General features: G+C 43.3%; 16 protein-coding genes. All 16 read left to right on the forward strand.

What is annotated here, in order from left to right; translation table 11 throughout:
- The first annotated feature begins 51 nt into the window (after positions 1–51).
- The 16 genes from ftsY (at position 52) to murQ (ending at position 12,818) form a co-directional block, all read left to right on the forward strand.
- A complete protein-coding gene (gene ftsY / locus ELQ35_RS08745) occupies positions 52–1,041 on the forward strand; it encodes a signal recognition particle-docking protein FtsY (RefSeq protein WP_126864437.1) in 990 nt (329 codons plus the stop codon).
- Between the two features lie 151 nt (positions 1,042–1,192).
- Positions 1,193–1,525 carry a putative DNA-binding protein gene (locus tag ELQ35_RS08750; protein WP_126864438.1) on the forward strand — a complete coding sequence of 111 codons (333 nt, stop codon included), beginning with the start codon at positions 1,193–1,195 and terminating at the stop codon, positions 1,523–1,525.
- 12 nt (positions 1,526–1,537) lie between these two features.
- A complete protein-coding gene (gene ffh, locus ELQ35_RS08755) occupies positions 1,538–2,881 on the forward strand; it encodes a signal recognition particle protein (protein ID WP_126864439.1) in 1,344 nt (447 codons plus the stop codon).
- 201 nt (positions 2,882–3,082) lie between these two features.
- Entirely contained in the window at positions 3,083–3,355 is a 273-nt protein-coding gene (gene rpsP / locus ELQ35_RS08760) for a 30S ribosomal protein S16 (protein WP_126864440.1), read from the forward strand.
- Positions 3,356–3,368: 13 nt separating this feature from the next.
- Entirely contained in the window at positions 3,369–3,599 is a 231-nt protein-coding gene (locus ELQ35_RS08765) for a KH domain-containing protein (protein ID WP_126864441.1), read from the forward strand.
- A 165-nt stretch (positions 3,600–3,764) separates the two neighbouring features.
- Positions 3,765–4,151, forward strand: coding sequence for a YlqD family protein (locus ELQ35_RS08770; RefSeq protein WP_126864442.1), 387 nt, complete (start codon positions 3,765–3,767; stop codon positions 4,149–4,151).
- A gap of 10 nt (positions 4,152–4,161) precedes the next feature.
- Positions 4,162–4,680, forward strand: a complete 519-nt coding sequence (gene rimM, locus ELQ35_RS08775) for a ribosome maturation factor RimM (RefSeq protein ID WP_126864443.1) — start codon at positions 4,162–4,164, stop codon at positions 4,678–4,680.
- Positions 4,680–5,414 carry a tRNA (guanosine(37)-N1)-methyltransferase TrmD gene (gene trmD, locus ELQ35_RS08780; RefSeq protein ID WP_126864444.1) on the forward strand — a complete coding sequence of 245 codons (735 nt, stop codon included), beginning with the start codon at positions 4,680–4,682 and terminating at the stop codon, positions 5,412–5,414. The genes rimM and trmD overlap by 1 nt, the downstream gene beginning before the upstream one ends.
- A gap of 130 nt (positions 5,415–5,544) precedes the next feature.
- Positions 5,545–5,892: a 50S ribosomal protein L19 gene (rplS, locus tag ELQ35_RS08785; RefSeq protein ID WP_126864445.1), complete on the forward strand. Its 348-nt coding sequence runs from the start codon at positions 5,545–5,547 to the stop codon at positions 5,890–5,892.
- Positions 5,893–6,135: 243 nt separating this feature from the next.
- On the forward strand, positions 6,136–6,690 hold the full coding sequence (gene lepB, locus ELQ35_RS08790) for a signal peptidase I (protein WP_126864446.1): 555 nt from the start codon (positions 6,136–6,138) through the stop codon (positions 6,688–6,690).
- A 21-nt stretch (positions 6,691–6,711) separates the two neighbouring features.
- On the forward strand, positions 6,712–7,572 hold the full coding sequence (gene ylqF, locus ELQ35_RS08795; RefSeq protein ID WP_126864447.1) for a ribosome biogenesis GTPase YlqF: 861 nt from the start codon (positions 6,712–6,714) through the stop codon (positions 7,570–7,572).
- Between the two features lie 153 nt (positions 7,573–7,725).
- Entirely contained in the window at positions 7,726–8,508 is a 783-nt protein-coding gene (locus ELQ35_RS08800; RefSeq protein WP_126864448.1) for a ribonuclease HII, read from the forward strand.
- A gap of 18 nt (positions 8,509–8,526) precedes the next feature.
- Positions 8,527–10,455, forward strand: coding sequence for a hypothetical protein (locus tag ELQ35_RS08805; RefSeq protein WP_126864449.1), 1,929 nt, complete (start codon positions 8,527–8,529; stop codon positions 10,453–10,455).
- Positions 10,452–10,730, forward strand: a complete 279-nt coding sequence (locus ELQ35_RS08810; RefSeq protein WP_126864450.1) for an EscU/YscU/HrcU family type III secretion system export apparatus switch protein — start codon at positions 10,452–10,454, stop codon at positions 10,728–10,730. Before ELQ35_RS08805 ends, ELQ35_RS08810 begins: the two co-directional genes overlap by 4 nt.
- Before the next feature lie 205 nt (positions 10,731–10,935).
- Positions 10,936–11,793 carry a MurR/RpiR family transcriptional regulator gene (locus ELQ35_RS08815; protein WP_126864451.1) on the forward strand — a complete coding sequence of 286 codons (858 nt, stop codon included), beginning with the start codon at positions 10,936–10,938 and terminating at the stop codon, positions 11,791–11,793.
- Between the two features lie 140 nt (positions 11,794–11,933).
- Positions 11,934–12,818: an N-acetylmuramic acid 6-phosphate etherase gene (gene murQ / locus ELQ35_RS08820; protein WP_126864452.1), complete on the forward strand. Its 885-nt coding sequence runs from the start codon at positions 11,934–11,936 to the stop codon at positions 12,816–12,818.
- The last annotated feature ends 44 nt before the right edge of the window (positions 12,819–12,862 follow it).

A 12,862-nucleotide genomic window follows, 5' to 3' on the forward strand; every position in this document is an offset into this window, starting at 1 on the left:
TGGGTCGTTTTTAGTGTCCCAGCTGGTATAATCAGTAAAGGAAGTGAGTACATGAGTTTTTTTAAAAAGTTGAAAGAAAAGTTTACGGACCAGTCCGATTCTGTTTCGGAAAAATTTAAACAGGGTCTGACAAAAACACGCGACTCCTTTGCTGGCAGGGTAAACGATCTCGTCGCCCGTTACCGCAAAGTGGACGAAGATTTTTTCGAGGAACTCGAAGAAATCCTGATCCAGGCAGACGTCGGTTTCGGAACTGTCATCGAATTGATTGATGAACTGAAAACCGAAGTGAAGCGCCGCAATATATCTGATACGAAAGAAGTGCAATCCGTCATTTCAGAAAAGCTGGTCGAAATCTACCAAGGTGATGATGGTGCGGACTCGGAGTTGAATATCCAGGAAGATGGACCGACAGTAATCTTGTTCGTCGGTGTCAACGGTGTCGGGAAAACCACAACAATTGGGAAAATGGCCCATAAGTTTAAATCAGAAGGGAAATCGGTCATTCTTGCCGCCGGGGACACCTTCCGTGCCGGGGCGATTGAACAGCTTGAAGTATGGGGGAGCCGTGTCGGAGTCGAAGTTATTAAGCAGGCGGAAGGATCGGATCCGGCTGCGGTGATGTTTGATGCCATCCAATCTGCAAAAGCACGCAAAGCCGATATCCTCATTTGCGATACGGCAGGACGGCTGCAGAACAAGGTCAATTTAATGAAGGAGCTTGAAAAAGTAAAACGTGTGATTGAACGCGAAATTCCCGGGGCTCCGCATGAAGTTCTGCTTGTCCTTGACGCAACGACAGGCCAGAATGCTTTAATTCAGGCAAAAACGTTCAAGGAAGCAACCAATGTTTCCGGCATTGTGCTGACTAAGCTTGACGGTACCGCAAAAGGGGGGATTGTCTTGGCAATCCGCAATGAATTATCCATTCCGGTAAAGTTTGTCGGCCTCGGCGAGCAGATGGATGATCTACAGGAATTTGACGCTGAAAAATATGTATACGGCTTATTTGCCAATTTAGTCGAAGTTGAAGAAGACTGACTTTTAAAACCGCTGCAGACCACCGGTTATTGTCAATACTCAGCGCTTCCGCTTTTCGGTGTAAAGGTTTCATCTTGACATTCATTCTCAAACTGTATACACTATTAAGTTGTAAAGGGCTTTCACTTAACACTGAAGGGGGTTTGGCGATATGCTTGAGAAAACAACGCGCATCAACTATTTGTATGATTTTTACCAATCGTTGTTGACAGAAAAGCAGAAGAGCTATATGTCCCTTTACTATCTGGATGATTATTCTCTTGGCGAGATTGCCGAAGAATACGAAATAAGCAGGCAGGCAGTCTATGACAATATAAAGCGAACGGAAGCAATGCTTGAGGAATACGAGGCAAAGCTTTTCTTATTCCAAAAGTTTCAAGAGCGAAATAAATGGCTTTCGGATATGAAGGGACTCGTTGAGAAGGAAAACGTTTCAAAGAAAGAACTTTTATCCGTAGTCACAGAGCTTGAGAAATTAGATTAGGAGGCGGCAAGAATGGCATTTGAAGGATTGGCCGACCGACTGCAGGGCACGATGCAAAAGATTCGCGGCAAAGGCAAGGTTAATGAAGCAGACGTTAAAGAAATGATGCGTGATGTGCGGTTAGCGCTTTTGGAAGCGGACGTTAACTTTAAAGTTGTGAAGGATTTTGTCAAGCGAGTAAATGAACGCGCGGTAGGCCAGGAAGTGCTGAAAAGCTTAACCCCCGGTCAACAGGTAATTAAGGTTGTAAAAGAAGAACTGACGGAGCTTATGGGTGGAGAACAGAGCAAGATTGCCGCATCCAGCAGGCCTCCAACCGTAATCATGATGGTAGGTCTTCAAGGTGCCGGTAAAACGACGACAACTGGAAAGCTTGCCAATCTTCTCAGAAAGAAATACAATCGAAAACCAGTGCTTGTTGCAGCTGATATTTATCGTCCGGCTGCAATTAAACAGCTTGAAACACTCGGAAACCAACTAAGTATGCCTGTGTTTTCATTAGGTGATCAGGTAAGCCCTGTTGAGATTGCCAGACAGGCGATTGAAAAAGCGAAAGAAGAACATAACGATTATGTATTGATCGATACGGCAGGCCGCCTGCATGTGGATGAAAATCTGATGGGCGAGCTCAAAAACATTAAGGAATTAACGAAGCCGGATGAAATCTTCCTGGTAGTCGATGCGATGACAGGACAGGACGCAGTGAACGTTGCCCAAAGCTTTAATGAACAGCTCGGTTTAACCGGTGTCGTTTTAACCAAGCTTGACGGCGACACACGCGGCGGTGCAGCGCTTTCTATCCGCGCCGTAACCGATACCCCGATCAAGTTTGTCGGGATGGGCGAGAAGTTGGATGCTATTGAAGCTTTCCATCCAGAAAGAATGGCTTCGCGAATCCTCGGGATGGGTGATGTTCTGACGCTCATCGAAAAAGCCCAGGCAAATGTCGATGAAGAAAAAGCCAAAGAGCTTGAGAAGAAAATGCGTACCGCCACGTTCACCTTTGATGATTTCCTCGATCAGCTTGGACAGGTTCGGAATATGGGCCCACTTGATGACATTATCAAGATGCTTCCCGGGGCAAATAAAATCAAAGGCATCGATAACATGTCAATTGATGAAAAGCAAATCGGCCATGTTGAGGCGATTATCCGTTCCATGAATAAGCATGAGAAGGAAAATCCTGAAATTATCAACGCCGGCCGCAGAAAACGGATTGCGAAAGGCAGCGGCACTTCCATCCAGGAAGTGAACCGTCTGTTAAAGCAATTCGACGAAATGAAAAAAATGATGAAGCAAGTCACAAACATGCAAAAAGGGAAGAAAAAAGGTGGCATGAAATTCCCTTTCATGTAAGGTTTTTAACGGTGTCTAATTTCGACGTACAGGACGTACTAGTGACGGCGAAGACATAAGGACGTGGCGGTTCTTAGTCGTCGGTCCTAAACTCAAGGGCTTACACTTTTCTTGTCTGTTAAGAAAAAAACCTTTACAAACATATATGACATTTGGTATTATACTATCTTGTGTGAAACTATTCGGAGGTGCTTATTTAAAATGGCAGTAAAAATTCGTTTAAAACGTATGGGAACTAAAAGGTCCCCTTTCTATCGTATCGTAGTTGCAGATTCCCGTTCACCGCGTGACGGCCGTTACATTGAAATCGTTGGAACTTACAATCCTGTTACCCAACCGGCTAAAGTTGAAATCAACGAAGAATTGGTTCTTAAATGGATGCAAGACGGAGCAAAACCGTCTGATACGGTTCGTAACTTATTCTCTAAAGAAGGCATTATGGAAAAATTCCACAATGCTAAAAACAGCAAGTAATCGTTCATAATCGATGAAAGAATTAATTGAAACAATTGTTTCCGCTCTTGTTGAATATCCTGAAGAAGTCCGGGTGATTTCGAGGGAAGAAGATGATAAAATCACATTCATCCTTTCTGTAAACAAGGAAGATATGGGGAAGGTCATCGGAAAGCAGGGGCGTGTTGCCAAGGCGATTCGTACTGTGGTTTATGCAGCAGGATCCTCACAGCATAAGAAGATCTATTTGGAGATTTCCGAATAAGGGAGGGCTGACACCCTTCCTTTTTTGATATATAAGAAACTAAACTTATTTATAATAGGAAGATACTGATGGATTGCTGTAAGGTTTATATCTCAGAAAACTTTAAGTGAACATACATAATCTGTTTCGTCATTTTACAAAACATAAATAAAGGAGGCCGCTGGAATGAAAATTCTCCAAAATATAATTGTAAATCAAGTGTTGACGGACTCCAGCAAGAATCAGCTCCTTGAGAAATATAAGTCTAAAAAGTCACAGCTGCAAAAGGAAGGGGATCAGCTGCGTTTTGAATTAAAGAAGCTGGAGAAAACGAAAAAGTTTCAGCCGGCAAGCTTACGTTCCCATTTTGAAAAAGAAATCAGCGTCAGACAAGAAAAAATTAAGCTCCTTGATTTCCAGATTGAACAATTGGACATCCTACCGGTTGGCAGTGAGTTGAAAGAAAAAGAAGTTCAAGGTATTGTCGATGTGGAAATAGGTGACAATTGGGATGAACTCATTCAAACGAAGATAATCGTTATCAAAGATGGCATCGTCTCAGAAATTCGTTAGAGGTGAAATAATGGAGAAATGGTTTAATGTAGGGAAAATCGTTAATACGCATGGAATCATGGGGGAAGTCCGTGTTATTTCAAGAACAGATTTTCAGGAAGAACGTTACAAAGAAGGCAATACGCTGTTTTTATTTATCGAAAATGAAAATGAGCCGATTGAGCTGAAAATAACATCACATCGCACGCATAAAAATTTTGACTTGTTGACGTTTGAAAATTACACAAATGTGAACATGTCAGAATCGCTTAAAGGCGGCCTATTAAAAGTTCCTGAATCACAGTTGGGGAAACTGGATGAAGGAGAGTACTATTTCCATGAAATCATCGGCTGCACCGTTTACACGGATGAAGGCGGGGAAATAGGGAAGGTAAGAGAAGTATTAACACCGGGCGCCAACGATGTGTGGGTCATTAAAGGAATGGGCGGAAAAGATATACTGATTCCCTATATCGATGGTATTGTTTCCGAAGTTGATATTGAATCTAAGAAGATCATCATTACCCCGATGGAAGGACTGCTCGACTAATGAAAATTGATGTTTTGTCTATCTTTCCGGAAATGTTCGAAAACGTCTTTGGGTCTTCTATCTTAAAAAAAGCTGCCGAGAAGGAAGCGGTTGCATATAATGTAACCAATTTCCGTGATTTTGCCGACAATAAGCATCAGACAGTCGATGACTACCCATATGGCGGGGGGGCCGGGATGGTTTTAAAGCCGCAGCCAATTTTTGATGCCGTGACATTCTTGAGTGAAAGGGCTGAGAAAAAGCCCAGAGTCATTCTCTTATGCCCCCAGGGGGAAAGATACAGCCAGAAGAAAGCGGAAGAGCTGGCGACAGAAGACCATTTGATTTTCATATGCGGCCACTATGAGGGCTATGATGAAAGAATACGGGAACATCTTGTAACCGACGAAATCTCGATTGGCGATTATGTGCTGACAGGCGGAGAGTTGGGGGCTATGGTGATTATCGACAGTGTGGTCCGATTGCTGCCCGGAGTACTGGGTAATCAGGATTCACCTGTGCTTGATTCCTATTCTTCAGGCCTGCTTGAGCATCCGCATTATACCCGTCCCGCTGATTTCCGCGGCATGCAGGTGCCAGATACGCTTGTATCAGGCAATCATAAGAAAATAGAAGAGTGGCGGATGAAGGAATCTCTCAGGCGGACATGGACGCGGCGCCCGGATCTGCTGGGAGAATATCCGTTGAGCGAGACAGAGAGAAAACTCCTTGAACAAGTGAAAAAAGAGCGTTGAGGTCTATTGCAACCGTGATCTGATTATGTTAAAATATTGTTTGTGACTTGGGCAAAGCTTCAAGTCTTATAACGATGTTCCGCTGCAAAGATTATCGATTTGTAAGAGCATCCGGGAGGAGTAGAAAATAATGCAGCAACTTATTCATGATATTACAAAAGAACAACTTCGCACTGATCTTCCTTCATTCCGCCCTGGTGACACTGTACGTGTACACGTAAAGGTTGTCGAGGGTACCCGCGAACGTATTCAGGTATACGAAGGTGTTGTAATCAAGCGCCGCGGCGGTGGAATCAGCGAAACTTTCACAGTCCGTAAGATATCTTATGGCGTTGGAGTTGAACGTGCGTTCCCTGTACACACACCAAAAATCGCGAACCTTGAAATAGTGCGCCACGGTAAAGTACGCCGTGCGAAGCTTTACTATCTTCGTGAACTACGCGGTAAAAAAGCACGTATCAAAGAGATCCGCCGCTAATTGCCTTCTCATTTGGATGCGTATAATGCTTTTGACCAATAATCAAACAGCAGTTTATTTTAAGAAAGGAGCTTGTTCATCAGGCTCCTTTTTTGATGCTGATTTCTACATGAGCGCGAACTCTTTGTCAGGGGAAAAGCTTAAGGATATCTACCCTAATTAAGCTGGCTCGGTCTATTTTCCTTCCTATTTATAAAATTAAATTGTAAGATGTTACTATGATTTCTTTAAAGGGTGATAAAAATGGCGAAAAAGAAAAATGAAATTTGGGAATGGACGAAAGCACTGATCATTGCAGTTATCCTCGCAGCGGTCATCCGTTATTTCTTGTTTGCGCCGATCGTGGTTGACGGCTTATCGATGATGCCGACACTGCACGACCAGGATCGAATGATTGTCAATAAAATAGGCTATACTCTGGGTAATCCGGACAGATTTGATATTATAGTATTCCATGCACCGGAGGAAAAGGATTATATAAAACGGGTAATCGGCCTGCCTGGCGATAGAATTGAGTATAAGGATGATACTTTATATGTGAACGGCAAGGCTTATGATGAGCCTTACCTTGATGAATATAAAGACCAGGCCATGGATGGGCCATTAACAGAACCATTTACTTTAAAGGACACTCCAGTCGGACAGGAAACCGTCCCTGAAGGCACCCTGTTCGTAATGGGCGATAACAGGCGCTTCAGCAAGGACAGCCGCCATATCGGTGCTGTGCCGTTAGAAGAGGTATTGGGGCAAACCAATATGGTCTATTGGCCGATTGAAGATTTCCGGATGGTAGACTAATAACGAGAAAGGTGAACTCGATTGACAATACAGTGGTTTCCAGGCCATATGGCCAAAGCGAGAAGGCAAGTAACAGAGAAATTAAAGCTCATCGATATCGTTTATGAGCTTGTTGATGCACGGATTCCTTCATCATCACGGAATCCGATGATCGATGAAATCATCCAGCATAAACCGAGAATTATTTTATTGAATAAATCGGATATGGCAGATTCAGCGAAAACGAAACAGTGGCTGGATTATTATAAAGCACAAGGAAAAACAGCAATCGCGATTAACTCCCAGGCCGGAAGCGGACTTCATCAAATTACGGCTGGTGCCAAGGAGTTGCTTAAAGAAAAATTCGACCGCATGAAGGCAAAAGGAATCAAACCGAGGGCAATCCGGGCGATGATTGTCGGTATTCCGAATGCAGGAAAATCGACGCTGATCAACCGTCTGGCGAAAAAGAATATTGCCAGGACCGGAAATACCCCGGGCGTAACGAAAGCGCAGCAATGGATTAAGGTCGGCAAAGAGCTTGAGCTATTGGATACCCCGGGAATACTCTGGCCAAAGTTTGAGGACCAGGAAGTGGGCATGAAGCTTGCATTAACAGGCGCTATTAAAGATACATTGCTGAACCTTCATGATATTTCTCTGTATGGTCTGAGGTACCTTGAGAAAGAATATCCGGACCGTCTAAAGGAACGGTATAACCTTGAGGCCATCCCGGAAGAGACAGTGGAGCTTTTTGATGCCATCGGTTCATTCAGAGGGTGTTTAAGGGGCGGCGGACTGATCGATTATGATAAAACGGCGGAATTGATTGTCAGGGAAATCCGATCTGAAAAGTTTGGCCCTTTGACGTTTGAATCGCCCGACGATGAAACGAAACAATAACAGTTTTGATTTGCGGATGCCGAAGCTCTTCGATAAAACATTTGAGCCCTTGAAGGGGTTTACCTTTTATCCGGGAGCTTTTGCTCCGCTTTTTGTTATTTATGAAAAATAAAGCTGATCGACCGATAATAACAATGAAGATGGTGAGATGAAGTGAAACAAACGAGGAGCATTAACGAAATCGCCAGGGCTTTAAAAGCGGTCAGTGATCCGGACGATCCTTTCTTAACAGCATGCAAGGAAGACACGAGAAGCGGGGTTATCGAGCTTGTAAGCAAGTGGAATCGCCACCGTGAAAATCAGCTGAAGGCAAAGGAACATTTTAAGCAGATGTCCATACATGAACAATCACTGCGGAGCCAGGGATTTCAGTATATTGCCGGGATCGATGAGGTGGGGCGAGGGCCGCTTGCCGGGCCTGTCATTGCCAGCGCCGTGATACTGCCGGAAGGGTTTTATCTGGAGGGGTTGAACGACTCAAAAAAAGTCGCTGAATCAAGGCGAGAGACTTTTTATGAGGTTATCCAGAAGGAAGCAGTAGCGATAGGAATAGGAATTTTACATAGTGAAGAGATTGACCGCTGGAACATCTATGAATCAACAAAAAAAGCAATGCTTGCGGCAATTGCCGATCTTGGCATCACTCCTGATTATCTGCTGATTGATGCGATGAAGCTAGTCGTACCGATGCCTTCGCTTTCAATTATTAAAGGGGATGCAAAGAGTATTTCGATTGCAGCCGCTTCAATAATCGCGAAAGTCACAAGGGACAGAATGATGAAGGAATACGCGGCAAAGTATCCGTATTATGGATTCGATACAAATATGGGGTATGGAACCTCAGAACATTTAGGAGCCCTACATAAATATGGTCTGACCCCCTGGCATCGGAAAAGCTTTGCACCTGTCAGGGAAAAAGCCAATGACAGTGAATAAGCATAAGGATGTGAATCGATGCAGTCAGCAAATACGATACGACCACAATTCCAAAGCTATCAATCGCAAACAGAAAAATTGCTAACGGGCCAGATCATCCACGGAAAGATAAATAAAATATACCCGAATCAAACCGCTGAAGTCCAAATCGGGAACCAAAAAATATTCGCAGTGCTCGATGCACCCCTTAAAACCGGGGAAAGATATTGGCTGCAGGTCCAGCCAGGAGAAGGAAAGCTGCATTTAAAGGTGCTGGACCCCGTTGCAGGAAACGGAAGTTATCCCCTAAAGGGTGCATCTGAACAGTTGCTGGCCCATTTGACTGTGACTCCTGGAAGGGAATCGATCGAATTGGCAAATTTTTTACTGAAAAATCAGTTGCCGATTACGAAAGAAAGCTTTGAATCGTCACTTCATTGGCTTAGAACATCGAACAGCTTAGGCAGCAGCCTCGCGAGTATCAAGACCATGCATGACATGAACCTTCCTTTTGTGGATGACGTCTTCCAGGCTTTGCACTCATTAGAGCAAGACGAAACATTTTATTCCAAGCTAGCGAGACTTTACAGTCAGATGAACGGCTATGGCACTGACACGAAACTTTCACAGCAGTTGAAAGGTCTTTTAAAAATAATCGTTCCAGGACAGCATCTCGCTTCAACAGCAGTTGATCAACTGCTTATTAGCTGGCTCAGTCCGAAAACGCCCGCGGAAACCCAAAAGGCCGCTTTCAGCATACTCCAAAAAGCAGGTTTCATACCGGAAGGCATTAGTGAAGCAGAGTTTTTCGAGAAAATACTCATTGCCTCTCAACAAGTTAAAAATCAATTTCCGCCTCCCCTCAAGGATGGCCTTTCCCTTATTCTTGGGTATACTGCTGCAAAACAGACAGGAAGTCCTGCTGCAGATACATTTTTGACTTTATATAACCGGTTCATTAGCGATTTTGGAACTATCACTGAAGAATCATTACAACCGCCAAAGATTATCGATAAACTTGTGCTCTCGGGAGCTTTAAAAGGGCAGGAAACCGTGACACTTACAAAAAATCTACTAGAAACACTCTTCGTTTTTTCGAGTGAACAAGGAGATATAGAACGAAGGCTGCTACATAAAGATAGCTTTTTTTCGGCGCTCAACGAAAGCAACTTTAGACCGGAACAAGCGAGCGAAAAAGTGGCCCGATATTTTGCGGAAAGACCTGAGGCTGCTGGTCTGTTAAGCGATCTTGAAAAAATCGAACGCCAATTATTGAAGGACATCACGGCTGCAGTCGAGAAGCCTGTCGATTTTACAAAAGGCCCTCCTGTCGCTGGATTTGTGAAGGAGCTGATAAAAATGCTGGGGGTTAACATGGAACATCTTTTAGCAAATGCCGGAGGATTGGAAGCTGGAGTGGCAAACGAAGAGCTCTTAGCCTTGAAACCCCTGCTCTTGAAGCTGCTTGCTGAAAACCAGCACCAATCAATCAGGGATGCAGCCGAGCAAGTAATAAACCGGATAACAGCACAGCAGTTATTGTCGCAGGACAATGGGCCGCTTCAAAATGTCTTCATGCAAATTCCATTGGCATTATCGGGGTTTCAAACCGATTTAACCTTACAATGGAGCGGAAGAAAGAAAAGCGACGGGACCATTGACCCGGAATTTTGCAGGGTATTATTTTACTTGGATCTGGAGCAAATGCAGCAAACGGTGATTGATATGCAGATTCAAAATAGGGTCCTGAAGATTAGCGTTATTAATGATGACCACGCGAAACTCGAACAGCTTTCCCATCCTTTAACAGGGTTATTAAAAAGTAATCTCGAAAATATGAATTACAAGCTATCCAGCCTTGTTTTTGAAAGCGAAGCAAACATTGCAGCAAAACAGACACGCCCAACGCAAAACCCAGCGTTTCAAGCTGGCAATAAACCCTATCGTGGAGTCGATATCAGGATATGAAAGAAAAGAAACGTATTGAAGCAGTAGCACTTAAATATGAAGGCGAGACAGATGGTGCGCCGAAAGTGATCGCGAAAGGCAAAGGCAAGATCGCCGAACATATCCTTGAAGCAGCAGGTGCTCATGATATTCCTGTCAGGGAAGACCCATCCCTGGCTGCACTTCTCGGCCAGCTTGACATCAGCCAGGCGATCCCGGAAGAACTGTACCAGGCTGTTGCTGAAGTATTTGCGTTTGTGTATCAATTGGATAACAAGTTGAAAAACCGCCCCTGATAAGTGTTAAAATAAGTTATCACTGATAGGAGAAATGTCTGATATAACCTCTTTTTTAACCAACTATATATTTAACGGGTTTACTGGTTTCTAACGCATCTAAATGATTGGCAGCGGTTCATATATTTAAGGATAAAATGGTGAAAATCAAGAGATAGTCTTAGGTAGGAAAATCCATTGTATAGTTTTAAGGGAGTGTTGCGATGTGAATGAATTACGGATCTTGACCAAGATAAAAAATAATATTTCACAATTTACGGAGGCTGAAAAAAAAGTTGGCTTATACATATTGGACCATCCGGATTTTATTCCCACAATGACGACCAGGGAACTCGCGCAGCAGGCAGAAGCAAGTGAAGCAAGCGTCGTACGTTTCTGTAAATCGATAGGAGTCGGCAGCTTTAAAATGCTGAAAGTAGTCCTAGCGAAAGAGAATACCGTCTCTGAAGCAAATATTAACAATTTTTCACTTTTACAAACAAACGACACTCCGTCAAGCCTTTTTCATAAGGTGACATATTTCAATAAATCGGCGATTGAACTGACGTTGAATACATTGGATCAAAAAGACTTCGAGCTCGCCGTTGAAAAGATAAAAACTGCAGAAAAAATTGCATTGTTCGGTGTAGGCGGCTCGTATCCTCCTGCTATAGATGTACAATATAAACTAATGAAACTTGGGTTCAACGCCATCGCTTCGGCTGATTTTCATTATACCGTTTCCCTGCTTTCGATGATGAAAGAGAGTGATGTCTTATTTGTGATCAGTACTTCGGGAAAAACAAAGGAGGTTCTTGAGCTCGCGGCTTTTGCAAAGGACCAGAAAGTGACAGTAATTGCATTAACTGCTTTGAAAAAATCGCCGCTCTATAAAACAGCTGATTTCAAACTTTGCATTCCGGATGTCGAAGAAGAACATCGTGTAGGCAGCATTGCCTCACGAATGGCTCAATTAAATATAATTGATGCCCTCTATTTAAGTCTTTTTCATCAGATCGGCAGAAAAATATTGGGCCCGCTTAATAAGTCAAGGGAACAGCTAACAAAAAAGAAGAAAAATTAGTAGACAATTCGAATATGTGAAATTTTAATTCATACAATTTATTAGATGTATTGATTTAAAATTTCCTATATCATATAATGAAAGCGTATTCAAAGTGAAATGGCCAATTTCATGTTTAGATGTTTAATGGAGGTAATTGCATGCTGGAGAAGTTATCAACAGAGAATCGAAATGCTAGAACAATGAACTTGGATGAGATGAGCACGACTGAGATTCTTAAGATCATGAATGAGGAAGATAGAACGGTGCCTCTTGCTATTCAAAAAGAAATAAAAGCAATTGAAAAACTTGTCCAACAAGCCATCCATACTCTTAAGCGTGGCGGAAGGATCATCTATTTAGGTGCGGGTACAAGCGGAAGATTAGGGATTCTCGATGCAGTAGAATGTGTGCCGACATTTGGGATATCCCCGGATATGGTTAGAGGCCTTATTGCCGGCGGTGAGAAAGCGATGATGATCGCAGTTGAAGGAGCTGAAGACTCAGAAGAATTGGCCTCGAGGGATTTAACGGAGGTCAGCCTGACTGAGAAAGACCTGGTAATTGGCATCGCGGCAAGCGGAAGAACTCCCTATGTAATCGGCGGGTTAAAAAAGGCAAGGCAAGTGGGGGCCTATACAGGCAGCATTGCCTGTAATAAAGATTCAGAGATTAGTAATTATGCTGAGATTGCCATTGAAATAAAAACCGGCAGTGAAATTTTGACCGGATCTACACGCCTAAAGGCAGGAACTGCGCAAAAGTTGGTGCTGAACATGATTTCAACTGCAACGATGATCGGTATTGGAAAAGTATATAAAAATCTAATGGTTGATGTACAGCCAACCAATTTGAAGCTGATTGAACGTTCAAAAAGGATTATCATGCAGGCATCAGAAACTGATTATCAAACAGCCGGGAAGTTTTACAATGCTGCAAATGGAAATGTCAAAACAGCGATTGTGATGATACTGACTAAATGTTCGATCGAAGAAGCTCAAAACCGGCTGAAACAATCAGAAGGATTCGTCAAAAAGGCATTGTAGGGTTTGTGGATAGAGTGAAACTTCCATCAGTGGGGGATTCTTCA

Source organism: Peribacillus cavernae, assembly GCF_003989135.1.
Taxonomy (GTDB): domain Bacteria; phylum Bacillota; class Bacilli; order Bacillales; family DSM-1321; genus Peribacillus; species Peribacillus cavernae.